This is a genomic window from Pseudomonas sp. GL_090, assembly GCF_057837765.1.
In genome coordinates, this window is record NZ_CM174452.1 from 2677408 (window position 1) to 2700626 (window position 23219).

19 protein-coding genes and 1 pseudogene are annotated in these 23219 nt (G+C 58.5%); 9 read left to right on the top strand and 11 right to left on the bottom strand.

The window, feature by feature from the left end; all coding sequences use genetic code 11:
• Positions 1-43: 43 nt before the first annotated feature.
• Positions 44-136, bottom strand: a pseudogene (locus AC3ITA_RS11955) (LysR family transcriptional regulator); the annotation flags it as partial.
• A gap of 352 nt (positions 137-488) precedes the next feature.
• Between AC3ITA_RS11955 and AC3ITA_RS11960 the strand changes: the two are divergent.
• Complete coding sequence (locus AC3ITA_RS11960; RefSeq protein WP_414927771.1) at positions 489-833, top strand: DUF6124 family protein; 345 nt, start codon at positions 489-491, stop codon at positions 831-833.
• Between the two features lie 160 nt (positions 834-993).
• Here the strand turns inward: AC3ITA_RS11960 and AC3ITA_RS11965 are convergent, their stop codons facing one another.
• The 4 genes from AC3ITA_RS11965 to AC3ITA_RS11980 form a co-directional block, all read right to left on the bottom strand.
• Positions 994-2733: a dipeptidase gene (locus tag AC3ITA_RS11965; protein ID WP_489280383.1), complete on the bottom strand. Its 1740-nt coding sequence runs from the start codon at positions 2731-2733 to the stop codon at positions 994-996.
• A 160-nt stretch (positions 2734-2893) separates the two neighbouring features.
• Complete coding sequence (locus AC3ITA_RS11970) at positions 2894-3193, bottom strand: hypothetical protein (RefSeq protein WP_489280384.1); 300 nt, start codon at positions 3191-3193, stop codon at positions 2894-2896.
• 167 nt (positions 3194-3360) lie between these two features.
• The gene (gene gltS, locus AC3ITA_RS11975; RefSeq protein ID WP_489280386.1) at positions 3361-4575 is read right to left on the bottom strand and encodes a sodium/glutamate symporter; all 1215 of its coding nucleotides are present in this window, start codon (positions 4573-4575) and stop codon (positions 3361-3363) included.
• Between the two features lie 225 nt (positions 4576-4800).
• The gene (locus tag AC3ITA_RS11980; RefSeq protein WP_095941827.1) at positions 4801-5361 is read right to left on the bottom strand and encodes a lipid-binding SYLF domain-containing protein; all 561 of its coding nucleotides are present in this window, start codon (positions 5359-5361) and stop codon (positions 4801-4803) included.
• Between the two features lie 935 nt (positions 5362-6296).
• Between AC3ITA_RS11980 and nirB the strand changes: the two genes are divergently transcribed.
• From nirB to AC3ITA_RS11995, 3 genes are all read left to right on the top strand, one after another.
• The gene (gene nirB / locus AC3ITA_RS11985; protein WP_489280387.1) at positions 6297-8858 is read left to right on the top strand and encodes a nitrite reductase large subunit NirB; all 2562 of its coding nucleotides are present in this window, start codon (positions 6297-6299) and stop codon (positions 8856-8858) included.
• The gene (nirD, locus tag AC3ITA_RS11990; protein WP_095941829.1) at positions 8858-9244 is read left to right on the top strand and encodes a nitrite reductase small subunit NirD; all 387 of its coding nucleotides are present in this window, start codon (positions 8858-8860) and stop codon (positions 9242-9244) included. The genes nirB and nirD overlap by 1 nt, the downstream gene beginning before the upstream one ends.
• A gap of 93 nt (positions 9245-9337) precedes the next feature.
• Positions 9338-9778: a CBS domain-containing protein gene (locus AC3ITA_RS11995; RefSeq protein ID WP_414874855.1), complete on the top strand. Its 441-nt coding sequence runs from the start codon at positions 9338-9340 to the stop codon at positions 9776-9778.
• Positions 9779-9804: 26 nt separating this feature from the next.
• Here the strand turns inward: AC3ITA_RS11995 and AC3ITA_RS12000 are convergent, their stop codons facing one another.
• The 3 genes from AC3ITA_RS12000 to AC3ITA_RS12010 all read right to left on the bottom strand — a co-directional run bounded on the left by AC3ITA_RS12000 (position 9805) and on the right by AC3ITA_RS12010 (position 12447).
• A complete protein-coding gene (locus AC3ITA_RS12000; RefSeq protein WP_172435280.1) occupies positions 9805-9954 on the bottom strand; it encodes a hypothetical protein in 150 nt (49 codons plus the stop codon).
• A 92-nt stretch (positions 9955-10046) separates the two neighbouring features.
• The gene (locus AC3ITA_RS12005) at positions 10047-11018 is read right to left on the bottom strand and encodes an alpha/beta fold hydrolase (RefSeq protein WP_095941831.1); all 972 of its coding nucleotides are present in this window, start codon (positions 11016-11018) and stop codon (positions 10047-10049) included.
• A gap of 16 nt (positions 11019-11034) precedes the next feature.
• Positions 11035-12447 carry an FAD/NAD(P)-binding protein gene (locus tag AC3ITA_RS12010; RefSeq protein ID WP_095941832.1) on the bottom strand — a complete coding sequence of 471 codons (1413 nt, stop codon included), beginning with the start codon at positions 12445-12447 and terminating at the stop codon, positions 11035-11037.
• Between the two features lie 307 nt (positions 12448-12754).
• Here AC3ITA_RS12010 and AC3ITA_RS12015 point away from each other — a divergent pair, with 307 nt between their 5' ends.
• On the top strand, positions 12755-14209 hold the full coding sequence (locus AC3ITA_RS12015; RefSeq protein ID WP_489280390.1) for a TrkH family potassium uptake protein: 1455 nt from the start codon (positions 12755-12757) through the stop codon (positions 14207-14209).
• Between the two features lie 227 nt (positions 14210-14436).
• Here AC3ITA_RS12015 and AC3ITA_RS12020 read toward each other — a convergent pair whose 3' ends face one another.
• From AC3ITA_RS12020 to AC3ITA_RS12030, 3 genes are all read right to left on the bottom strand, one after another.
• Entirely contained in the window at positions 14437-15243 is an 807-nt protein-coding gene (locus tag AC3ITA_RS12020; protein ID WP_489280392.1) for a lytic transglycosylase domain-containing protein, read from the bottom strand.
• A 346-nt stretch (positions 15244-15589) separates the two neighbouring features.
• Positions 15590-16171, bottom strand: a complete 582-nt coding sequence (locus tag AC3ITA_RS12025) for a TetR/AcrR family transcriptional regulator (protein WP_414927847.1) — start codon at positions 16169-16171, stop codon at positions 15590-15592.
• 2 nt (positions 16172-16173) lie between these two features.
• Positions 16174-16470: a hypothetical protein gene (locus AC3ITA_RS12030; RefSeq protein ID WP_414927777.1), complete on the bottom strand. Its 297-nt coding sequence runs from the start codon at positions 16468-16470 to the stop codon at positions 16174-16176.
• 148 nt (positions 16471-16618) lie between these two features.
• Here AC3ITA_RS12030 and AC3ITA_RS12035 point away from each other — a divergent pair, with 148 nt between their 5' ends.
• Genes AC3ITA_RS12035 through AC3ITA_RS12050 form a run of 4 tightly spaced genes read left to right on the top strand, consistent with a single transcriptional unit; the run spans position 16619 to position 23115 of the window.
• Positions 16619-18043 carry a DUF1329 domain-containing protein gene (locus tag AC3ITA_RS12035; RefSeq protein WP_414927778.1) on the top strand — a complete coding sequence of 475 codons (1425 nt, stop codon included), beginning with the start codon at positions 16619-16621 and terminating at the stop codon, positions 18041-18043.
• Positions 18044-18066: 23 nt separating this feature from the next.
• Positions 18067-19713, top strand: a complete 1647-nt coding sequence (locus AC3ITA_RS12040) for a DUF1302 domain-containing protein (RefSeq protein ID WP_489280394.1) — start codon at positions 18067-18069, stop codon at positions 19711-19713.
• A gap of 8 nt (positions 19714-19721) precedes the next feature.
• Positions 19722-22136: an efflux RND transporter permease subunit gene (locus tag AC3ITA_RS12045; RefSeq protein ID WP_489280396.1), complete on the top strand. Its 2415-nt coding sequence runs from the start codon at positions 19722-19724 to the stop codon at positions 22134-22136.
• Between the two features lie 13 nt (positions 22137-22149).
• Entirely contained in the window at positions 22150-23115 is a 966-nt protein-coding gene (locus AC3ITA_RS12050) for a WD40/YVTN/BNR-like repeat-containing protein (RefSeq protein ID WP_489280398.1), read from the top strand.
• Positions 23116-23219 lie beyond the last annotated feature (104 nt).

The following is a 23219-nucleotide window of genomic DNA, read 5'->3' on the forward strand; positions in this document are numbered from 1 at the left end:
CGTATTTCATCCGTGCCATCCAGGCATCTTGACCATGGATGACTCAGCGCTTGTAACGCAGAGCGTCCACCACTACGCCGAACGCTGAAGAATGCTCACGGCGATTGGGGTAGTAGAGGTGGTAACCGGCAAAAGGCGCCGGAGGGCGCTTGTTTAAAGGTGTTTAAGGTTACTTCATGCAAGCTACAAGACCTTGCGCCGTTGCCTACGGTTACGCCAGAATCCGCCGGCTTGTGCGCCTCGCAGGCCGTCGGTAACTTGATTCGTGTCACTGCTCATCAGTGATCGGGTTTAGTCGCCTGGTGGTAATTGAAGTCGCTCAAGTGTCCGTCAGACAGGTATTTACACCTGTATTTGATGGTGGCTGTGCGCAGGGCACCTTCGGGTGCGCCGGCTTCTTCAATTCCCCGGTCGACTAACCTGCGTACAGCTGCCACCCCTTCGTTTAGTCGCGAAGTGGTGACCGCATCACTCAGGAATTGAAGATCATGTTCAAGGTAACGCCAAACCCACCGGAGGCCGATCCGGTCTCCCCACATGAACCCGACTCAACCAGGCTCAACGAAGCCGCCCCCGATTTTCACATCCCCTCGATTGCCGATATCAAAGCCACACCGCGCACCCCCGGCACCTTGTTCACCGTGGACCCGCAGGCGAGTCCCGAAACCTTGATGGTTTATCTGGTCGAAACTCTCGCGTCGGTCGATGTGATGGTCCACCAGTTGGTGGATCACCTGGACGGTGGGTCGCGCAATGCGCTGCTGGGCATTTCCAACAGTGTGATGCTGGCGGAGATCACGGCGAACCGGGTGCTGGATCAAATCGACCCGTAGGAGCGAGCTTGCTCGCGATGGAGGGTAACGATGACGCGGGAAACCAGACGGCCCGTGGCGCCCTTGGGTTTTTCGCGAGCAGGCTCGCTCCTACAGGGGGCGGCATGTGGTTTGGAAGTGAAAGGAATGGACCCGCCAGGGCGGCGGGTCCGAAGGGGGATCAAAGCTTCGGCAATTGCCCGATGCGGCCCATCATTTCGGTCACGATCTGCAAGTCCAGCAGGAACTGCTCGGTGGTCTTGAACTCGTTGTCGTTGTGACCGGTGTATTTGACATTCGGCATCGCCAGGCCGAATTGCACGCCGTTGGGCAGTTCATGCACGGAGGTGGCGCCGGCGGAGGTGCCGAACTTGTGTTCCATGCCGAGGTTTTCGCTGGCCACCGCGAGCAGGGCCTTGACCCATTCACCCTCGGGATTGCGGTACATCGGTTCGGCAATCGACAGGTCAAAGGTTGGTGTGATGCTGGTTTGCTTGCTCCAGGCGTCCAGCTTTGCGGCGATTTCGGACTTGAGCACTTGCGGGGATTTGCCCTTCGGCACGCGCAGGTTGACCGCGAGCTTGAAGGCTTTGTCGTCCATCCCGACATAGGTCAGGGAGGTGGTCAGCGGGCCCATGAATTCATCGGCAAAACCGATCCCCAACTTGCCACCCAGGTAGTCCAGCCCCCAGTTGTCGGCGGCGTAGCGGGCGGCGTCCGTAATCTGGTTGTGCTTGAGCGCAACCTTGCCGTCGAGGCCATTGATGAAGTCGAGCATCCTGGCCACCGGGTTGACGCCGGACTCGGGCTCGGAGGAGTGGGCGGACACACCGGTGACCGTCAGTTTGACGTCCTTGCCGTCGACCTTGGCGGTGACCTCGAAATTGCCGCCGTTGCGCTTGGCATAGTCGGTACCGGCCTTTTGCAGGCTGGCGGCCAGCTCGGCGGGCTTGTCGGTCACCAGGGTCGCGACCGATGTCGACGGAATCTGGTTGGTGGCCAGGCCGCCGGTCATCGAGGTGATTTGCGCGCCCTTGCCTTGTGCGGTGCGCTTGGTGAAGCTGGCCATGACCGTGCCGTAGCCTTTCTCGGCGATTACCACCGGGTAGCCGCCATCCAGCGCCAGGTTGTAGTTGGGCGTCGGGTTGCGTTCGAAGTAGTAGGGGATGGCGTCACCCGTGGTCTCTTCGGTGGTGTCGACCAGCAGCTTGAAATTGCGGGCCAGCGGCAGTTTCTCTTCCTTGATGATCTTCATGGCGTACAGCGCCACCACGATGCCGTTCTTGTCATCCTCGGTGCCGCGGCCATACATGCGATCGCCGATCAGGGTGACCTTGAACGGGTCGAGGCGGGTGCCGTCCTGCAGCACCCAATTTTCCGGCGTCACCGGCACCACATCGGCATGGGCGTGAATGCCCACGACTTCATCGCCGCTGCCTTCCAGGGAGATCTCGTAGACGCGGTTGTCGATGTTGCGAAAGTTCAGGTTGAACGCCTGTGCCAGCCCCTTGATCTTCTCGGCAATCTTGAGGAATTCGGGGTTGTCGTGCTGGGCCACCCCGTCCACGTTCACGGTCGGAATGGCCACCAGCTCCTTCAGGGTTTCGGTGGCCGCGCTGCCGTATTTCACCCGGGCATAGAGGCCAAGCAAACGATGGATTTCGTTTTGCTGTTCAGCGCTAAGCGTCTTGTTGTCGAGGAAGGCACGGATGGCCGCGCCGAGGTCGTCGGTCTTGGCGATATCGCTCTTGGCCAGGCTTGCCAGGAACTGCCGGAAATCCTTGACCGATGCATCACTGAAGGTCTTGAGGATGATCGCGCTCTGTTGCGGGGTGATGTTGGCGTGGGCAGCGGTGGTGAACGACGAAAGGCTGGCGAGCATCAGGGTGGTCGCAGCCAGGTGCTTGAGGGAAAAATCCATTGCTGGGGGCATTCCTTTGCAGGCGGTTTGTAAGAAATATCTGATTGGTCGATCAGAAACCTTTCAAAACTAACACCGCGAGCGTGTGAAACGGGAGCCCCTGAAGTGGGATCTGTCGCACAGAAATGCAAAAGCGACGCAGAAATGAAAAACCGCTCTATCAATGCTTACATTCCGCCATCACCACTTTGCAGGTGCTTGGCGTGCCGCCGGATCGGCCGGAATAACGTATGCAATTACTCAGGGATTTCTGGCGAGCGATGTCCAGGGTGTCGCCCCAGGCGAGGCCACCTTCGCCGATAGTGGGGAGGGCTTTTGCATAGCAGGCCGAGCCGGTGCCGGGGGCTGAATATCGAGCCGTACTGGCTTTGCCCGAACAGCCGGCTATCAGCGCCAGATCGACGGCGAGCAGGGATAGCAGGAGCCATGACGACCATGGGCGCGTAGTGTGTCCCGTCATCCCGGTTCCCCTGTAGCAAGAGGCGCATTTGAGATCGTGCCTGGCCGGATCAGGGCTGGGGCACACTCTATCTCTGAGCCTATCCTTGCGGCATTGATCCTGCTGCGCCTTTCGTCCGCTTTCCCACGTTCGGTGTGTCTGGTCGTCCGAGAGCCGGGCTGAGGTCGCTACAGACCACTGAACAGGCTGATGATCACGGCATTGACCAGGTCAATGAAAAAGCCGCACACCAGCGGCACGATCAGGAAGGCCTGGTGCGCCGCACCGTACTTTTGCGTCACGGTCGACATGTTGACGATGGCCGTCGCCGTGGAGCCGAGGGCAATCCCGCCGAATCCGGAAGCGATCACGCTGGCTTCGTAATTGCGCCCCATAAAGCGGAAGACCACAAAGTACGTATAGGCGACCGTCAGCAGGATTTGCAGGGTCATTGCGCACAGAATGAACATCAACGCGCCGTTGAGTTGCCATAGCTGAAGCCCCATCAGGGCCATGGTCAAGAACATGCCCAGACAGATGTCGGAGATCAGCGACAGGCCCAGGCTGGCACCGCTCCAGGTTTTCAGTCGCTGATCACCGACAAAGGCCAGAACGAGGTGGTGAATGACGATGCCTGCAAACAGGCAGCTGACAAACCTGGGCAGGGTGATGCCGGCATCGACCAGCACCAGGTTGAGTCCATAGCCGAGCATCAGGGTCAGGTTGAGCCACATCCAGGCCCAGAGCACGTCGTAGTAGTCCAGCGCTTTGCCCGGTTGTTGCTCGAGAATGCCGACTTCCAGCTCCGCATCCCTGGACGGCGTCAGTTGATAACGGCGAATCAGCTGGTTGGCGATCGGGCCACCGATGACGCAAGCGGCAATCAGGCCGACGGTGTTGCTGGCGATGCCCAGTTCGTGGGCGTTACCGATGCCCAGTTTTTCGACGAAGAGCGGTGCCCAGGCCAGGGTGGTGCCCACCCCACCGGTGAGGGAAATGGAGCCCACCATCAAGCCCGCCTTGGGATCAAGCCCAAACGCCTGGGCCACGCCCATGCCCAGCGAATTCTGCAACAGGATGAACACGGCGGCGAGCAACAGCAGGATCAGCAGCGGACGCCCACCCTTGAGCAGTTGGCGCATGTCCGACTTCAAGCCAATGCCGGCAAAGAAATAGAGCAGCAGGGTGTCGCGAACTTGCAGATCGAATTCGATCTGGATATTCAGGCCGAAGTACAGCAAGGACGTCACCGCCGCACAGACAAAGCCGCCGACCACGGATTCGGGGATGCAGTATTGACGGAGAAAGGCGTTGTGCTGGACGAGGGTCTTGCCGAGGAAAAGCAGGAGGATGGCAAGGGTAAAACTCACGAGGCCGTGAACCTGGAAGAGCTGTGAAGTCATTTAAGGCCTACCTGAAAACCGGAAAGTCATTATCAGGATTCGTTCGTCCAATGTTTAGACCTGTATCAATGAACGGTCGAAACAGCCTTGCTCGTCCAGATAGCTTCCCAATCATCAGGTGCGTCTGTGCGCCAGGGGTGAGGACAGCCTAGCCTAAACGGGAAAACCCATCCCGGTTGGCACAGGCTGCCATCACGCTTGCGATGGGCAGTCAGACACCTGACTTCAGCGCTTGATCAGCGAAATCTTCGTTCCTTCGATACTGACCCCCGCCATCAATCCTTGCTGGTCGAAGATGAATGCGTAGGCGTCGTCTTTGAGCGTTGAGCTGGACAGGTTCTTCGCAACCCCTTCATCCACAAACACAACTGTTGGCCCTACACCGATTTCCCAGCCCTTGGTTTTGGCGACATAGTCCACGGCTTTGTCGGTCATCAGGAAAACCACATAGCCATACGACTGGGCGCCGGCCTGAAGCCCCCATGAACCGCTGACGGAGTTGTAGTAGTTCTCGACTTTCGTGCCCTTCATTAGAACGCCTTCGCCATAGCTGCCGCCGAACACGAGACCCGCCTTGATGATGTTCGGGAAAACCAGCACAGCCTTGGCTTGATGCGAGATGGTTTCGGAGAATGGGTTGGTCTTGTAGAGCGCCTGCAAGGCTTGTCGAGCGTCGGTATTCAGATCCTCGGCGGTGGCCGCTGCGGCATTGTTCAGGAAACCGGCCGATGCCAAGGTTGCAATCGCGAGGAAGAACGAGAGGAAGAAGCGCATTGATTGAGTCATTTGCGTACTCCGCCGAGGGAGCAGGGGATGAGAGCAGCGGCAAGTACCTGCATCAGGCAGGAACCGAACCCACTGAGGTTATCCGGCGCACCCTGAAAGGTGTGAATTGCAGGCATCGCTCGTGAATGAAGTTGGCCTGAGGCCACTGAACATTTGCGTTGCCATCAGCTGTTGTGACCACGGCGTAATGGCCGGGTTCGCTGTCAGTTCAGGTTCTGGCCGTCAGTTTCACCTTGCGAAGGATTGAATCGGTTCGTCATGCGATCAATGCAGGCAGCAAAAGGCCCGCGCAATGGCGGGCCTTCTGTTTGGGGTCAAATCCTTTTGTGCTTCCAATCTGCGCCCCATCTTGTGAGCGTTTCGTGAAAAGCATGTCGTAGCAATGAAAAAAGCCCGGCGTCGGTCGGACTCTCTGTAGATGGGCCAAATCCTTTTGGCTGATCCCATTGTGATGGGTAGATGTGACGACGACATGACAGCGCTGACCGGAAAAGCTGATCGCTGCCAACAACAGGCTTGAGTTCCAACGAGCTGTGGAATCGAACGGTCCATGCACTTTTATAAAGCGCCATGGGCAACAACGTGCACCAGTCGGAAGCGCCGCAAAACGTGTTCGCCTGCGGTAGTTCCAGCGTCGTGACAATCCTCCCGGGCTCAAGAGTCAGTGTTTCCAGACAGTTGAAGTCTCTCTGTCGCAGGCTGGCACAAAGGCTGCAAGGCTGACATCAGGTCCACCTGGAACGCATTCGTGTGGACAGCCCCCTCGGTCAACGACGATCGATTGGCCGAACAGGTCGTGGGCAGCATCGGTGGACCGGGCATAGATGCCTGATTTCAACACCGCAAAAGAACAGGCAAAGACGCCTGGAACCGCAAGGTTTCAGGCGTTTTTTTTTGCTTTTAAAACCGTGATTGGCTCGGGCTGGGTGCTTTCTATGAATTCCAATGTTGCCACGTTGAACAAGATGCAAACGTTGATCGTGATCGGTAATGGCATGGTCGGACATCATTGTGTCGAACAGCTGATCGAGCGGGGAGCGCTGGAGCATTACCGGCTGCACGTCTTCAGTGAGGAGCCGATGCGGGCCTATGACCGTGTGCATCTTTCCGAGTACTTCGCAGGTCGTGATGCCGAGTCGCTGGCGCTGTCCGATGCGTCGCTTTACCAGACGCCCGGCGTTACGCTGCATCTGGGTGTGCCGGTATTGGAAATCGACCGCGTCCGTCGTCAGGTGGTCACCTCGCAAGGTTGCGTCACGTATGACAAATTGGTTCTGGCCACCGGGTCTTATCCGTTTGTTCCGCCAATCGAAGGCGCCGAAGGTCAATCGCGCCTGGTCTATCGCACCCTGGAAGACCTCGATGCCATTCGGGCGGCGGCGGCCAATGCCCGGCGTGGCGTGGTGGTCGGCGGGGGCTTGCTGGGTCTGGAAGCCGCGAACGCATTGAAGAGCCTGGGCCTTGAAGCCCACGTGGTGGAATTCGCGCCGCGCTTGATGCCGGTACAACTCGATGACCTCGGTGGCCAGGCACTCAAGGCGCAGATCGAACGATTGGGCGTCGGTGTCCACCTGTCCCGCGCCACTCAATCGATCAGTGCGGGCGAGCAGTACCGCTATCGCATGAATTTCGCCAATGACGAGTTCCTCGAAACCGACCTGATCGTGTTTTCCGCCGGTATCCGCGCTCAAGACGCGCTGGCTCGTCAATGCGCGCTGCAGATCGGTCCGCGCGGTGGCGTGGTGATCGACGACACGTGCCTCAGTTGCGACCCGAACATCTACGCCATCGGTGAATGCGCTTCATGGAACGGCAGCCTGTTCGGCCTGGTCGCGCCGGGCTACCAGATGGCGCGCAGCGTCGCGGCCCGTCTGTGCAACGAAGTCGCCGAGCCGTTCATCGGTGCCGACATGTCGACCAAGCTCAAGCTGCTGGGGGTGGATGTCGGCTCCATCGGCGACGCCCACGGCAACACCCCGGGCGCACGCAGCTATCAATTCATCGACGAAACCAGCGCCAGCTATCGCCGCCTGGTGGTGGATGCCAGTGGCAAACACGTCCTCGGTGCAGTGCTGGTCGGTGACAACAGCTACTACGACACCTTGCTGCAATACATGCAGAACGGCATCGCCTTGCCGTCGGAACCCGCCAGCCTGATTCTGCCGTCCTCCGAAGGCGCACCGACCCTGGGCCCGGGTGCGCTGCCCGAGTCGGCCACGGTGTGCTCCTGTCATAACGTCACCAAGGGCTCCATCTGTTCGGCCATCGACGGCGGCTGCACCGACCTGGGCCAGCTCAAGGCGCAGACCAAGGCCTGTACCGGCTGTGGCGGTTGCGCCGGGTTGCTCAAGCAAGTGTTCGAGCATGAGCTGATTGCCCGTGGCGTCAGTGTCGACAAGAGCCTGTGCGAACACTTCGCCTACACCCGCCAGGAGCTTTATGCGCTGGTCCGGGTAGAGGGCGTGATCACCTTCGACGAACTGTTGGCCAAACATGGCCGGGGCCACACCGGCTGCGACGTCTGCAAACCGGCGGTGGGCTCGATCCTCGCCTCGTGCTGGAACCAGCCGATCATGGACACGTCGCTGGTGCCGTTGCAGGACACCAACGACACCTTCATGGCCAACATGCAGAAAAACGGCACCTATTCGGTGGTGCCGCGCATCGCCGGGGGCGAGATCACCGCCGACAAACTGATCGCGATTGGCGTGGTGGCGAAGAAATACGACCTCTACACCAAGATCACCGGCGGCCAGCGCATCGACCTGTTCGGCGCTCAGTTGCATCAGTTACCGGACATCTGGGCCGAGTTGATCGAGGCCGGTTTCGAAACCGGGCACGCCTATGGCAAATCGACCCGCACGGTGAAGTCCTGCGTCGGCAGCACCTGGTGCCGTTACGGCGTGCAGGACAGCGTGCAAATGGCCCTGACCCTCGAGGATCGCTACAAGGGCCTGCGCTCGCCGCACAAGCTCAAGTTCGCAGTCTCCGGCTGCACCCGTGAGTGCGCCGAGGCGCAGAGCAAGGACGTGGGCGTGATCGCCACCGAGAAAGGCTGGAACCTCTACGTGGCCGGTAACGGCGGCATGCGCCCGCGCCACGCCGAACTGTTCGCCACCGACCTCGATGACGCCACCCTGATCCGTTACATCGACCGCTTCCTGATGTTCTACATCCGCACCGCCGACAAATTGCAGCGCACCTCGGTCTGGCGCGAGAGCCTGGAGGGCGGCCTGGATTACCTCAAGGACGTGATCATCAACGACAGCCTGGGGCTTGGCCTTGAGCTCGAATCGCAGATGCAGCTGGTGGTCAACCGCTACGAATGCGAATGGGCCAACGCCCTGAAAGACCCGGAAAAACTCAAGCGCTTTCGCACCTTCGTCAACGATCAACGCCCGGACCCGGACATCCATTTTGTCCAGGAACGCGGTCAGCGCCGGCCGATCATGGCCTCTGAACTCCACCTTATCCCTGTCATCGAGGAGATTGCCTGATGAGCCAGTCCGATACCCAGCGCGCTTATTCCAGTTTCTCCCTGGTCAATCCCGATGCCTGGCAAGCGGTGTGCAGCCAGGAGGATCTGGTGAGTAACTCCGGCGTCGTCGTTTGGCTCGACGGTGCACAAGTGGCGCTGTTCTACCTGCCGGCTGCCGAGGGCAAGACCCTCTATGCCGTCGATAATCATGACCCGCAATCCGGGGCGAATGTCATCGGTCGCGGGCTGATCGGCAGCATCAAGGGCGATCTGGTGATTGCCTCGCCACTCTACAAACAGCATTTCCGCCTTGAGGACGGCAGTTGCCTGGAGTATCCGCAGCAGCGCCTGCGGGTCTGGCCGGTGCGCCTGAACGCAGGCCGGGTGGAGGTCGCGGTAGCCTGACCACCTGCGGGGGCTGAACGCTCATTCAATCAATGATTCATGCCAGGCTCCGGCGGAGTCGATGATCAATGACAAACAGTATCGGAGGCTTGTATGAAAACAGCTGCGCAACTGCTGAAGCTCAAGGCCGTGCAGAACCGGCGGGTGCATAGCATCGCGCCAGACCAGACGGTGCTTGAAGCGCTGAGAATGATGGCGGAAAAAAATGTCGGTGCTCTACCCGTCATGGAGGAGGGACAGGTGGTCGGCGTGATCAGCGAACGCGACTATGCGCGCAAGGTCGTTCTGCAGGGGCGCTCTTCGGTCGGTACGCCGGTCCGGGCCATCATGAGCGCGCCAGTCGTGACAGCAGACAGTCAGCAAAGCATCGAGCGTTGCATGGCGGTCATGACCGACAGTCATCTGCGCCATCTACCGGTGGTGGAGGGCGACCAACTGATCGGCCTGTTGTCGATTGGTGATCTGGTCAAGGAAGCCATCGTCGAGCAGACCGAGCTGATCCGGCAACTGGAACACTACATTCGCGGCCATTAAAACGACCGGGGGCAGGGTGGATCACCTCACAGAAATTCAGCGATGCCAGCCTTGATAGTCCGGGCTATGAGATAGGCCGGAACAAACGCAAATCCTGCGAGCAGCAAGCAGGCGTAAACCCTGACCATGAGGCGAACGGCTTCAGGTGGCTCGTCGGTGGCGATGAGATTGCTCATGGTTCCCTCCAGTCTTGAATCCTTATAGCCAACACCGGCCCGGTATTGGCGCCGCCTGCATGTTCTATGGCATTTCAATTATGGATAAAAATTCAACCTTCTGATGAGAGCTTCTTCAGGAAGTCGAGTAGCAGCTCATTGACCTCTGTCGCGCGCTCTTGCTGTATCCAGTGACCGGCACCTTCGAGAATATGACACCCGCGCAGTTCCGGCAGTGTCTGCGCGAAGGCTTCGATCTGCCGCGGGGAGCTCGGAAACTTCAGCACGCCGTCGCGGCTCCCGGCAATGAACATCGACGGCTGCCGGATAACGCAACCGCGCCAAGGTGCCAGCAGTGCCCATGAGCGCGTCATGTTGCGGTACCAGTTCAAGCCGCCGCGAAATCCGCTGCGGTTGAATTCGCCGGTGTAGTAGGCAATATCCTCGAGGCTTAGCCAGTCTGGCAGGGTTTCGGGCTCGATCATCGCGCCCAGGAAACCCTGGCCCGGCTGCAGCCGGCCGAACACCGGCCAATCGGGGCCGTCACCCGAGCCACTGAAGTAGATGCGCCGGATCGACGACTCGACGTCCCTTTCCAGCTCGGCCTCGGCCACGCCCGGCGTCTGGAAATACTGGATGTAGAAGTCGCTGATACCCCGCGAGGCCAGCGCGCTGAGGAGATCAACGCGCGCCGGTGGCGAGAAGGGAACGCTCATGCCGACCACTGCGCGGAACAGATCGGGTCGCATCATTGCCGCGCTCCAGGCCACCTGCGCGCCCCAGTCATGGCCGACGATCACGGCTTGCTGTTCGCCGAGTGCGTTGACCAACTCGACCATGTCGCCGACCAGGTGGAGCGTGGTGTAGGCGTCGGGCTCGGCTGGCGCATCCGTGCCGCCATAGCCGCGCATGTCGGGCGCTACCGCTCTGTAGCCGGCGGCCGCCAGCGCAGCAAGCTGGTTGCGCCACGAGTACCACAGCTCCGGAAAACCGTGGCATAGCAAGACCAGCGGGCCGCCACCTTGCGTTGCTATCTGCATGCGGATGCCATTGATGTCGAGCAGTTCGAGGTGTGGCTCGTTCATATGCGCTTCCTGAGATTCAAGCGATGGACCCCAGCAACCGTGGCAAACTCGCCTGAGCCTGCTGCCTGCTGACAGAGAGCCGATGCAGCTGTGCCAGTTTCTCGGTGTCGGTTTCTTGCAAGCCCCTGACCACCGCCGTCATAAAGTACAAACGCGACTGCTTGATCCAGCGGGTCAAACCTTCATGTCTTCCCCAGCGTAGTTGGTTACCCAGGTAGACCGCCCAGATTCTGATCCAGTCCGTGGGGACGTGAGGCGGGGGGACCATCATGCACAGCGAGTTCATTTGTGCCGGGTCGACCATGTGGCTTTCCACATAGGCGATCAAGGCCGCGCTGAACACGGGCTGGCAGCTGCTTACCATCAACAGGTTGATCTTGCCGCCGTCGAACACCTTCATGTCAGGGAGTGTCGGGATGGCACTGGCGCTGCAATCAATGTGCAGAGCATTTGGGCTCGTGGCGATGCTGCCTTGCTCGAGCACGATGCGCATTGGCTCGATAACGCGCACTCTCCCCAGGCGCACAATGTTGTCGATGCGTCGCAGCTCGCGTAATTCCGCTTGAGTGACGGTGGCGCAGCGGTAAGCAGTGGGTTCGACGGACGTATCCATGCGCAAGAGCTGACCCGCTGCCTCAAGCCTGGAGAACAGGTCCGGGATCGAGTCTGCGGCTGCGATGGCCTCGAACTGTGCCGTGAGGCCGCCGATTGTTCGTTCGAAGCTGTCGAGGCCGGGTTGCATGTTGGCCCGGTCGATCAGCCACGGATCGTTTGGCATGATCCAGCAGATTGTTGCAGGCGCAACACCGTTTTGCAGCAACCACAGGCAGGCGTCGATCCCGGTCTTGCCCGATCCCACCACTACGTAACTGGAGTAGGGGTGCCGGATTTCCGGCAAGTCGTTCAGTGGCACGCATTGCACGCCGGGCTCCACCCTGTACCTGGGCGGGTGGGTCGAGGGCACGGCTGTCTGGGCATGGGTGGCGTCCACCACCTTTTTGTACACCCGGACCTGATGGTTTTCGCCGCTGACGAGCGAGGTAAACCGGTGGTCGTCAATGCGGTCGCCGGTGTAGTTGCACATGGGGAAGTAACGGACTCGACCTGATGGCAGAAACTGCTGATTCATCACCTGGTCGAAATAGCTCACCACCTCGGCGCCGGAGGCCAGCTCATACAAGCCCTCGTTCAGTTCCGTCGTGTCTTTCGTGCCGCTGCCCAGTTCCCGTGAGTTGACGCCATAGAAGGCCGAGGGCTGGTGCAATCGGACAAAGGGGTAGGCATCATTCCAGTGCCCGCCAGGTCGACCGTGTCGATCCACCATCACGATGTGTGCATTCGTTTCCTTGAGTAGCGTATCGACGAAGGCCATGGCCGTCGCGCCAGCCCCGATGATCAGGTAGTCGGTTTCGATCGGATTTGCGTCCATATGGTTGCACCCTCCTGACGATGGCCCCCCCTCAACCTCCGTAGATTAGCCACCCATGCCGCGCGCCATAGAACGAATGCTCCTCACCCACATAACCAATGGAATTAATGGCAGCAGCCTGAATGTCCATACTCAAGCCGGCGTGCGCGAAGAAACATCCAACTGCGCGGCCCGGATTTCAGTTAAACGGTAGTCAATGACCGCGAGGTAGAAAATCAGGCTGCCAGTAGAAATTTTTACGTAAAATTTACGGGGCCTTGTGGTTGAGTATCCAATACTGCCCGGTGCTAATCTGGAAGGCTCTGTTATGTCCCTCGCCGCAATTCGACTTATCGGCTTCATCCTGGGCATTTTTCTGATCACGCTGGCCATAAGCATGGCTATTCCCATGATCACACTGGTGGCCTATGAGCGTAGCGACGATCTGTCGGCCTTTCTCTGGTCGAGTTTGATTACCTTCATCTGTGGCTTGTTGTTGATTGTGCGGGGGCGCCCGGATGCTGCCCAGCTTCGCCCCAGGGATATGTACCTGCTGACGACTGGCAGTTGGGTGGTTGTGTGCACCTTCGCAGCGTTGCCAATGGTGTTCATCAGCCATATCAGCTACACCGACGCATTTTTTGAAACGATGTCTGGCATCACAACCACGGGCTCGACCGTACTCACCGGTCTGGATAGCGCATCTCCCGGCTTGTTGATATGGCGCTCCATGCTGCATTGGTTGGGAGGTATCGGTTTTATCGGCATGGCTGTGGCGATCCTTCCACTGTTGCGAGTAGGCGGCATGCGTCTGTTCCAGACAGAGTCCTCAGACTGGTCGGAGAAAGTGACGCCACGTTCCCATGTGGCCGCCAAGTACATTCTTTTGCTCTATCTGGGGCTTACCGGCATCGGCGCCCTGGTGCTCTGGCTCGCTGGGATGACGCCATTTGAGGCAGTCAACCATGCAATGTCGTTGATCTCTACCGGTGGGTTCTCAACATCGGACGCCTCACTTGGGCATTGGACGCAACCCGCGATTCACTGGGTGGCAGTGGCCATCATGATTCTGGGCAGCCTGCCGTTCACCTTGTACGTCGCGACATTGCGGGGCAATCGGCGTGCGCTGATCAAGGATCACCAGGTACGTGGATTCATTGGATTCTTGCTCGTCACATCGCTGGCCGTGGGTACCTGGCTGTGCTTTCACAGCGATTACGGATGGTGGGATGCGTTTCGTATCGTGGCGGTCAATGTGACCTCGGTCGTCACGACCACCGGAATTGCGGTGGGTGACTACACCTTGTGGGGCAGCTTCGCTGTCTTGCTGTTTTTCTATTTGACCTTCGTGGGTGGATGTTCCGGCTCCACTGCAGGCGGTCTGAAAATCTTCCGTTTTCAGGTGGCTGCCGCTCTACTGGTCAGTAGTTTGAAGCAATTGATCCATCCTCGAGCCGTCATTCAGAAGAAGTACAACGGTCATCCCATTGACGAGGATATCGTGCGCTCGCTTTTGACCTTTTCGTTTTTCTTCACCATCACCATCGCGGCCATCGCCTTGGGCCTGGCTCTCATTGGGCTTGACTGGACAACAGCGTTGAGCGGTGCCGCTACTGCGGTGTGTAACGTCGGGCCGGGGCTTGGCACGATCATTGGGCCGGCCGGTAATTTCTCATCATTACCGGATGCTGCCAAATGGCTACTGACCGTTGGAATGCTTCTGGGAAGGCTGGAAATCCTGACAGTGTTGGTGCTCGTCACTCCCGTTTTCTGGAGATATTGATCCACTTTGTCAGGCTCTGAGTCTAAAAGGCGCATGCCGCTGGTTTACGTCATCTCGCCAGCGACAATGTTGTGTTTTAGAGACGCGGCGAAGACAGCGTCACGATTGACCGCTATTGGCCTCACGGAGGGTCGCTAGGGGTCGATAGCGACCGGTGAGCGTGGAAGTTCGGTTGAGCCATTCCCCGCCCGGCGTATTACCTGTTCCAGGTTATGCGTCCTACGGTACTAGCGATGGTTGCGATAGCGTTCGGTCAAGGACTGCACGAGGGTGACGTAGGATTGCGTCTCGGCGTAGGGAGGCACCCCGTTGTACTCGACCACGGACGCTTCGCCCGCGTTGTAGCCTGCCAACGCCAGTACCTGGTTGCCGTTGAAGCGCTTGAGCAGCCAGGCCAGGTAACGCACGCCACCACGAATGTTCTGTCGTGCGTCGAACGGATCGTCCACGGCGAAGCGCTCGGCGGTGGCGGGCATCAACTGCATCAGCCCCTGGGCGCCGGCTTCGGAAATGGCGTTGGGGCGAAACGCCGATTCGGCATGTATCACTGCGCGGACCAGCGCCCTGTCGACACCATAATGACCTGAAGCGGCTTCGATCTCCTGTCGATAGGCATGGGTGTCCAGGCGCAGTGAGGCGACCTTGAAATCCTTCGGTGCCATGCACAGATAGCAGCCCTTGATGTAATAGAGCTCAAGGACATCGATCCGTGCGGAGATCCCGACGGGGCGTCGGCTCACAAATTGACGAATACCCTTGTGGATGAAGGTGAACACCCGAATCCGCACTGCGCCTGAGTCGTTGTCCCGTACAACCCGTGGCGTGGCCGTTGCCTTGGCGCCTCTACCTGCGCCCGTCATGCCATTCAGGCGAGTGCAGCGGGCGCTGGCGATGGCTTGGCTGGTGTAGCTGATGGCTCCGTCCCGGGCCTGGCACTTGAACGTGGCGCTGGCGCACAGTGGAGCGACCAGCAAGGCCAGCTCGATGCAGCCAAGAAGGCTCTTGCGAGCCCATCGCCATGCTCTGGATCTCATCACATCGCTCCGCGCCGCAGGCGCCGATCAGGCCTGGGGCGCCTGGCCCGGGCGCTACCTTTGGAGGGCCTGTTCTGGGTGCCCCGCCTTTTGTTCTGATAGTTATACCCCTTGTAACCGGCCTTGGAACTTGCGTTGACGTACGGGCTGCCGGCGTTTCCAGGCGAGGCGCATGGTGCCTTCGAGGGGGTGGCACATCTCGTCGTCGCACTCGCCTCTGTGGGCGAAAGGACAAGCGATCTTATGTCTCGAAGAATCGGTCGGGACGACACGAGTCAAGATGCTGGCGACCAACCTCCACCGGGGTACAGGTTGATGATCGTCAGGTAGATGCGGATCGAAATGTTCAGCGACTGGCCACTAATAGCGCTACCGCTTCGCAGGCCGTTTCAGTTTCTGCCTCCAGCCGTGCCAAGTCACCATGAGCGGACCAGGCGATGATCAGACCATCTACAAGGTGAACCAACAGTCGACTTGTGGCCTTCAAGAAGGTCTTGTCGAATTGTGCACCGATAGCTTTTTCCATGGCCTGTTCCGTTGCTTCTATTGCTACCGCGTAGATCCTGCTCGCCATTTCGGGATTGTTGCGCATGGCCCAGAAGAAAAGCTCGGTTTGTGCCTTGGCTATGTCGGGGTGGGTGCAGAACCACGTGACTAATTGGCGAAGCATTTCCGCTGTCGTTTCGGCTGCGGTAGTCCCCGCAGGCACGTTCGTCAGGGCCTGGTGTGGCAAGTTGAAAAGAGACTCATAGACGGCATAGAGGAGGTCGTCTTTTGTATGAAACACGTAGTGCAGCGACGCGAGAGGACAGCCTGCGGCAGCGGCGATACGTCGAGTCGTTGCATTGGCAACCCCATGTTCAGCAATCACTTTGACAGTGGCTTCCACGAAGTCCTGTCTACGCAATTCAGCGCCCACTCTGGCCATAGTCAAGCAATCTCCTTTGTTACTGCAGTAGCGCCTGCCTGGGGGGCGGCGTCAACGCCGGCGGATGCTACAGCATGACGGGTCTGCGAGTCATGAGCCGGCGTGGAGCGGCGCATGGGTTTTGTTGCCAATGGCACACGTGAATAGCTCATTCCAATGCGGTGATAATACGTAACAACTGTTTCGTAAATTCCCAGATTGGTGCGGCCTGCTGAAACAAGCTGGTGCGTCGGTGAGTGAGCAGTGTTGCCTGGCCGATTGATCAAATTTCTAACACATTGATAACTAAGCAAATTCATTTTACCTCCATGGTTTGGCATGTGGTTTGCTTTGTGGTCAATTGACTTGGTCAAGTGATCAAGTCAATTGATTATAGAGTGTGGCACAGCCCGAGTCTTCCCTCCAGGAAGGTCGCGCCGCCGGTTCCAGCCCCATGAGGATCTTCCAATGAATGAAGTTATTGAGCGGCCCTGCGCCGGCATCTCCACCAGAAGTGGAGTCAGGCATCTGATCGTGGCATTGGCAGCAATGGCTGCTATCGGCACTGTTCAAGCTGCACAGAAGGATCCTGCGCTGCTCGGTACGAAGCTAACGCCGCTGGGAGGGGAGGTCGCGGCAAGTGCTGATGGGGTCATCCCGGCCTGGACATCACCCGGTCCGCAGGGCAGTGGCTGGTCTTATGGCCAGGTGCGTGGTCAATCCTGGAAATTCAAGAACGACAAGCCGCTTTTCAGTATCGACTCCAACAATGTCTCGCAATATGCGGAAAAGCTTTCACCCGGTCAGGTGGAACTGTTCAAGAAAATCCCGGGCTATCGCATGGATGTGTATCCGACCCGTCGTAGCTGCGGTGTGCCCGACTTCGTCGCTGATAACACCAGGAAGAACGTCGGATTCGCCACATTGGATGCCGATGGTCTGGCCCTGAAAGAAGCTCACGTACCCGGTATTCCATTCCCTATGCCGAGCACCGGTGCCGAGGTGATGTGGAACATGAAAATGCGCTACCGCGGCGTTGGTTTCGATATGTCCAAGACCGTTTCCGGGATATCGCCGCGCAAGGGGGGGAGCGACTGGCTGCGTACTTCGACGGACTGGTTCATGTATACCCCATGGGGAGAAAAGGGCAGTGCGTTGTTCTCTTCCTTCGATCGCCTGGAAGTCGCCACTTATTTCTCCTATCTGGATCCTGCTGCCCTTGCCGGACAGGCCGGTGTGGTGACTACCAAGGCTGGCGAACAGGCGACCACGTTCTATTACTTCCCCGGTCAGCGTCGTGTGCGTCGCATGCCCGCCTACTCCTACGACTCTCCGCAAATTGGTCTCGACAATCAGTACACCATTGATGAGTCGAACGTGTTCTTCGGGCCGATGGACCGCTTCGACTGGAAGCTGGTCGGCAAGCAGGAGTTGTTGGTGCCCTACAACGCCTTCGGGGCCTATGACGCCTCTGCCAACATTGAGAATGTGGCCAAGCGTGATTACATCGCGCCCGAATCACGCCGCTATGAATTGCATCGTGTCTGGGTCGTCGAGGCCACAGTTCGCCAGGGCATGCGCCACCAGGCTCCGAAGCGACTCTTCTACATCGATGAGGATAGCTGGAACGCGCTGATGGCTGTCGACTACGACAAGCAAGGGCAAATCTGGAAGGTTCGCGAAGGCTATACGATCCCGGTCTACGAGACAGGCACCTGCGATATGGAGGCACAGGCGCAGTACAACCTGGTTGACGGTCGCTACCTGTACGACATGACGTCTGTCGGAGTGGGCAAGAACGATCACCGCTGGCTCACCGAGAGTACCGGCAACCCCCGCCTGAAGCGTGACTTCTACACCTCCGACAACTTGCGTGCCATCAGTGAACGCTAAAAAGCGATCGATCGAGAGCCATCATGAAAAAAATAATCACAAAAGCATCAGGCCTTGTCATCGTGTGTGCAACCCCTTTGGCAATGGCATTCACGTTTGAAACCGAGAACATCCGTGGTTCATTCGATTCCACCATCGCCTTGGGCATGGGCCTGCGCACCGATTCGCAATCCTGCAATCTGGTCAATACCGGCGCTACCGGACACAACCCGCCCAGTGGTTGCCTGGCACAAACTTCTGGCATTGGTGATCAGGGCAACTTGAACTACGACAAGGGTGACCTGTTCACCAACTACATCAAAGGCTCCCATGAGTTGCTGCTGAAGTTACCGGAGGACTTCACCTTCATGGCGCGTGGCAGCTGGATTCGTGACTTCGCCGCCACCGATACCACCGGCGCCCTGTCTTTCAACACACCAGCGGACGTTGGCGGCGACGGTCTTACCAATGATGCGCGTGACGACCTCGAATTCAAGGCTCGCCTGCTCGACCTGTGGGTGAGCAAGAGCTTCGATGTCGGCGATCAGCGCGTACGGGCTCGCTTGGGCAACCAGGTGATCAACTGGGGCGAAAGCCTGTTCGTGGTGGGTGGCATCAACAACACCAACGCTTACGATTACCAGGCCCTCGCGCGTCCTGGTGTCCAACTCAAGGAAGCCGTGCTGCCGGTCCCGATGCTCAGCCTCGCTTCGGGTCTGGGTTCGGGTCTGAACATTGAGGCCTACTATCAGTTCGGCTGGAACAAGAGCGAGTTGCCGCCCGTTGGCAGTTACTGGTCGACCACTCACGGGCTCGGTGAGGGCATGCAATCCTACGGGTTCGACGATAAGGGCGCTCGGGATAGCGGACAGTGGGGCATCTCGCTGCGTTGGCAACCGGATGACACCGATCTCAATCTCGGCCTTTACGTGATGCGCTATCACGAAAAGCTGCCGTCGCTGACGGTGCAGGTGCTCGATCCGGAGACCTTCGCCCTTTCGCAAAAGTGGGTATATCCGGAAGATCGTATGCTCTATGGCATCAGCGCCAACATGCCGATTGGCGACTGGGCTGTCGGCACGGAGTTGTCCTACCGTCCCAAGGATGCAGTGCCACTCAACCCTGTTCTTGATCTCTGTGCAAACAATGGCGGCAAATGCTGGGACGACCAGAAAAAATTCCAGTGGCACCTGACCGGCCTATACAGCCTGACACCCTCAAACTCCCCAGGGCTGCTTGACTTCACTGGCGCCAGCACGGGCACCTTGCTGTCTGAATTGGTGGTCGTGAAGTATCCCGATCTGCATGACAGTGTCGACGGTGAGCTGATTTCCGCGGGTTTGAACACCTGGCAGCTGGATCCATCGACCCCGCCGACGGCCAAGGGCGACAAAACCTCATCGGGCGTCAATGTGGATTTCAGCCTCACCTATGACGGGACGTTGCTTCCGGGTTGGCAGGTTACGCCTGGGATCTTCTATTCGCGCTCCCTGGGCGGACGGACACCCAATCTGTCTGCAACCTTCACCGAGGGTGCCAGCAGCATGAACCTGTATTTGAACCTCGTGCGTAACCCCGCAAGTTGGCAGGTCTCTTTCAACTACGCGAAGTTCATGGGAGGCGATACCCCCTACGATCAATTGTTGGGTGATCGCGACTATGTCGGTTTCGTGATTTCGCGCACTCTGTGAGGCATGTCTTGAATATTTCCGTAAAAGTGCCCGTCAAACGGGGGCGTGGTGTGCTGCCTTGCATCGAAAGTTGGCTTTTCGGGCATCGCCGGTTAGTACTGGCGAGTCTGGTCATCTTCACTCTGATCATGGCCTGGTTTGCTGTTCAGTTGCGTATGGATGCCGGCTTTGAAAAGCAGCTACCCATCGGCCATGAATATGTAGAAACGTTCGAGGCATACCGCAATGACCTGTTGGGGGCGAATCGCCTGACCATCGTGGTCAAGGCTCGCGCAGGCAAGATCTGGAGCGAGACGGCTCTCAAGCGTCTGTATGACGTCACTCAGGCAGTCACCTTTCTGCCCAATGTTTCGCGTAGCAGCGTGCGTTCGTTGTGGACGCCGAACGCTTTCGTCAACGAGATAACCGAGGAGGGCTTCCGTGCAGATCCACTTGTACCGGGTACGGTAACCCCCGAACGCCTCGATGATGAAACCATTGCCAGGATCGCCGATTCGACGGCTCAGGGGGGCTTTATCGGCACGCTGGTCTCGCGGGATCAGAGCAGCGCGATGATCACCGTCGAACTCAACGAGTTTGATGCCACTGGCGCGCGTCTGGACTATGTGGCCTACAACCAGGTCCTGGAAAAGCAAATTCGTCAGCAGTTCGAGGACGGTGATTTCGACATTCAGATCATCGGCTTTGCGAAGCAGATCGGCGATATTGCCGATGGCGCGTCTGCAGTATTGGAGTTTTGCCTGCTGGCATTGCTGCTGACGGCCGTTGCGGTGTACTGGTACTGCCACTCCGTACGTTTCACTCTGCTGGCAGTGGGGTGTTCATTGGCGTCGCTGGTCTGGCAGTTTGGCAGTCTAAGGTTGCTTGGCTATGGCCTCGACCCGCTTGCCGTGTTGGTGCCCTTTCTGGTGTTCGCCATCGGCGTGTCCCATGGCGTGCAGCAGATAAATTTCATCGTGCGGGAAATCGCCCATGGCAAGTGCGTCGAGGAGGCGGCGCGTTCCAGCTTCAGCGGTTTGCTGATCCCCGGCACGCTGGCACTGGTGACCGCTTTTGTTTCCTTTGTAACGTTGGTGCTGATCCCGATTCCGATGGTACGCGAGTTGGCCATCACCGCGTCGCTCGGTGTGTCCTTCAAGATCATCACCAATCTGGTGATGTTGCCGTTGGTGGCGTCGATGCTGCGGGTCGACGGTGACTACGCCGCGACCGAGGAGACCTCCCGTCAACGCCGTGCCCGTTGGTTGCATGGACTGGTCAGGCTCACCGAATGGCGTAATGCCAAATGGGTGCTTTGTGTTGCTTTGCTCGTCTTTCTCGCGGCGGTCTGGCAAAGCCATGACCGAGTCGTTGGTTCCCTGCAGGCAGGAGCACCGGAATTGCGTGAGGATTCTCGCTTCAACCGAGATGCAGTAGCCATCGCCAGCAGCTACGACATTGGCCTGGATTGGCTAAGCGTCGTCTTCGAGGTCAATCCGGGCAAGTCTGGTGACGGCGCTTCAGTCGCCTGCGAAGAGGTCGCCCTGGGTCAGTACCAGGATCGCTTTGTGTGGGCAATGGAAGGCGTACCCGGAGTGGTATCGGTTGCCGCATTTTCCACCAGCATGCGCCAGTTCAACGAGGGTTATAACGAGGGCAATCCGAAAATGAATGCGGTGCCCATCGATCCGGCGAACTACTCCTCGTTGGCTACCGAAGTGGCTCGTATTCCGGGAATCATGCGCTCTGATTGCAGCATGGCCGCCGTACACCTGTACCTGGCGGACCACAAGGCAACGACTATCAACAAGGTGATCGAAGCCGCCAAGGCCTTTCGTCGCGAATTCCCGATGCCAGGGGTGACGGTGCGACTGGCCTCGGGTAATGCAGGGGTGATCGCAGCCATCAACGAGGAAGTTGAAAAAAGTGAGACACCCATGATGCTGTATGTCTATGCCGCAATCGCGCTGCTGGTATTTGTCGTTTATCGGGATCTGCGCGCTGTGCTGGTGTGTTGCCTTCCTCTGACCATTGGTACCTTTATCGGCTATTGGTTCATGAAGGAACTACAGATCGGTCTGACCATCGCGACGCTGCCGGTGATGGTATTGGCGGTTGGCATCGGTGTTGACTACGCCTTCTACATCTACAACCGCATGCAACTGCATCAATCTCTAGGCCTGCCGATCGCCAAGGCTGTCGAGCACGCCTTGCTCGAAGTCGGTGTGGCAACCATCTTTACCGCGATTACTCTGGCAGTCGGCGTCGCCACCTGGGCGTTCTCCGACCTCAAGTTCCAGGCCGATATGGGCAAGCTGCTCGCCTTCATGTTCATGGTCAACATGGTCATGGCCATGACCGTGTTACCGGCTTTCGCCGTCTGGCTCGAGCGGGTGTTCCCGCGTAAGCGCGCTGTGCGCATGGTCGGCGCACTGGCGCACTGAGGAGAAAAGCAACATGCGATACATGATTTCATTCATGGGGGCTTTACTCGCTGCAGTGCTGCCACTGGTCACACTTCAGGCATCTGCATTGGAAGCTGTGCCGGCAGTCCCTTCGAGCAACGCCACGCAGGCCACCTTTCTGGATGCTGCATGGGCAAAGGATCGTGTAGTCGCCGTTGGCGATCATGGCATGGTGTTGCTTTCCGATGATCAAGGGAAAAGCTTCCATCAGGCAAGCTCGGTACCGTTGTCCACGCCACTGACCGGTGTTTCATTCGTCGATTCCAGGCAAGGTTGGGTGGTGGGTCACTGGGGGGCGGTTCTGGCCAGCAACGACGGTGGTGACTCCTGGCAGATTCAACGACTGTCCAGCAATGAGGATCGGCCACTGTTCGCGGTGCATTTTTTCAACGCCGAACAAGGTGTCGCCGTCGGCCTTTGGTCACTGGTGTTGACGACCGATGACGGCGGAAAAACCTGGGATGAGCAGAAGCTTAAAGCCCCACCAGGATCTAGCCGTGCCGATCTGAACTTGATGGGGCTTTTCGTCGACGCTCACGGCAGCGTGTATGCCGCTGCCGAACGAGGCCAGGTGTTGCGTTCCAATGACTATGGGAAAAGCTGGAGCTATCTGGATACCGGCTATGAGGGCACGCTTTGGTCGGGAGCCGTGTTGGCCGATGGCACCCTGCTGGTCGGTGGCCAACGCGGCACACTGCTGCATGGCACCGCGGACGGACAGGTTTGGCAACGCGTGCCTCTGGAGAGCAAGAGTTCAATCACGGCCATCGCGGTGTCGGGAAAGCAGGTAGTCGTGGTCGGTCTGGATGGGCTGATGGTACGCAGCAGCGATGGAGGAGGGAGTTTCCAGGAGCAGAAGACGCCCGATGGCGTTTCGCTGACGGCTGCATTACTCAGCGGCAATGACTATCCCGTTCTGTTTTCTCGACGTGGTGTGGTGCCGGTAAAAATCAAGTAAAGGCATCTCTCGAGACGTCGCTGGAACGGCGAGTTGTTGACTCTGTTCTTTGACCCCATAGCTGATTTTGATTCCTCCCTTTGAGGGACCTCGTCGGATCCGAC

What these genes read in the sequence shown, in the direction of transcription:
- AC3ITA_RS11960 (WP_414927771.1), top strand. Translation starts at nt 489, where the DNA reads ATGTTCAAGGTAACGCCAAACCCACCGGAGGCCGATCCGGTCTCCCCA.
- AC3ITA_RS11965 (WP_489280383.1), bottom strand. Translation starts at nt 2,733, where the DNA reads ATGGATTTTTCCCTCAAGCACCTGGCTGCGACCACCCTGATGCTCGCC.
- AC3ITA_RS11970 (WP_489280384.1), bottom strand. Translation starts at nt 3,193, where the DNA reads ATGACGGGACACACTACGCGCCCATGGTCGTCATGGCTCCTGCTATCC.
- gltS (WP_489280386.1), bottom strand. Translation starts at nt 4,575, where the DNA reads ATGACTTCACAGCTCTTCCAGGTTCACGGCCTCGTGAGTTTTACCCTT.
- AC3ITA_RS11980 (WP_095941827.1), bottom strand. Translation starts at nt 5,361, where the DNA reads ATGACTCAATCAATGCGCTTCTTCCTCTCGTTCTTCCTCGCGATTGCA.
- nirB (WP_489280387.1), top strand. Translation starts at nt 6,297, where the DNA reads ATGAATTCCAATGTTGCCACGTTGAACAAGATGCAAACGTTGATCGTG.
- nirD (WP_095941829.1), top strand. Translation starts at nt 8,858, where the DNA reads ATGAGCCAGTCCGATACCCAGCGCGCTTATTCCAGTTTCTCCCTGGTC.
- AC3ITA_RS11995 (WP_414874855.1), top strand. Translation starts at nt 9,338, where the DNA reads ATGAAAACAGCTGCGCAACTGCTGAAGCTCAAGGCCGTGCAGAACCGG.
- AC3ITA_RS12000 (WP_172435280.1), bottom strand. Translation starts at nt 9,954, where the DNA reads ATGAGCAATCTCATCGCCACCGACGAGCCACCTGAAGCCGTTCGCCTC.
- AC3ITA_RS12005 (WP_095941831.1), bottom strand. Translation starts at nt 11,018, where the DNA reads ATGAACGAGCCACACCTCGAACTGCTCGACATCAATGGCATCCGCATG.
- AC3ITA_RS12010 (WP_095941832.1), bottom strand. Translation starts at nt 12,447, where the DNA reads ATGGACGCAAATCCGATCGAAACCGACTACCTGATCATCGGGGCTGGC.
- AC3ITA_RS12015 (WP_489280390.1), top strand. Translation starts at nt 12,755, where the DNA reads ATGTCCCTCGCCGCAATTCGACTTATCGGCTTCATCCTGGGCATTTTT.
- AC3ITA_RS12020 (WP_489280392.1), bottom strand. Translation starts at nt 15,243, where the DNA reads ATGAGATCCAGAGCATGGCGATGGGCTCGCAAGAGCCTTCTTGGCTGC.
- AC3ITA_RS12025 (WP_414927847.1), bottom strand. Translation starts at nt 16,171, where the DNA reads ATGGCCAGAGTGGGCGCTGAATTGCGTAGACAGGACTTCGTGGAAGCC.
- AC3ITA_RS12030 (WP_414927777.1), bottom strand. Translation starts at nt 16,470, where the DNA reads ATGAATTTGCTTAGTTATCAATGTGTTAGAAATTTGATCAATCGGCCA.
- AC3ITA_RS12035 (WP_414927778.1), top strand. Translation starts at nt 16,619, where the DNA reads ATGAATGAAGTTATTGAGCGGCCCTGCGCCGGCATCTCCACCAGAAGT.
- AC3ITA_RS12040 (WP_489280394.1), top strand. Translation starts at nt 18,067, where the DNA reads ATGAAAAAAATAATCACAAAAGCATCAGGCCTTGTCATCGTGTGTGCA.
- AC3ITA_RS12050 (WP_489280398.1), top strand. Translation starts at nt 22,150, where the DNA reads ATGCGATACATGATTTCATTCATGGGGGCTTTACTCGCTGCAGTGCTG.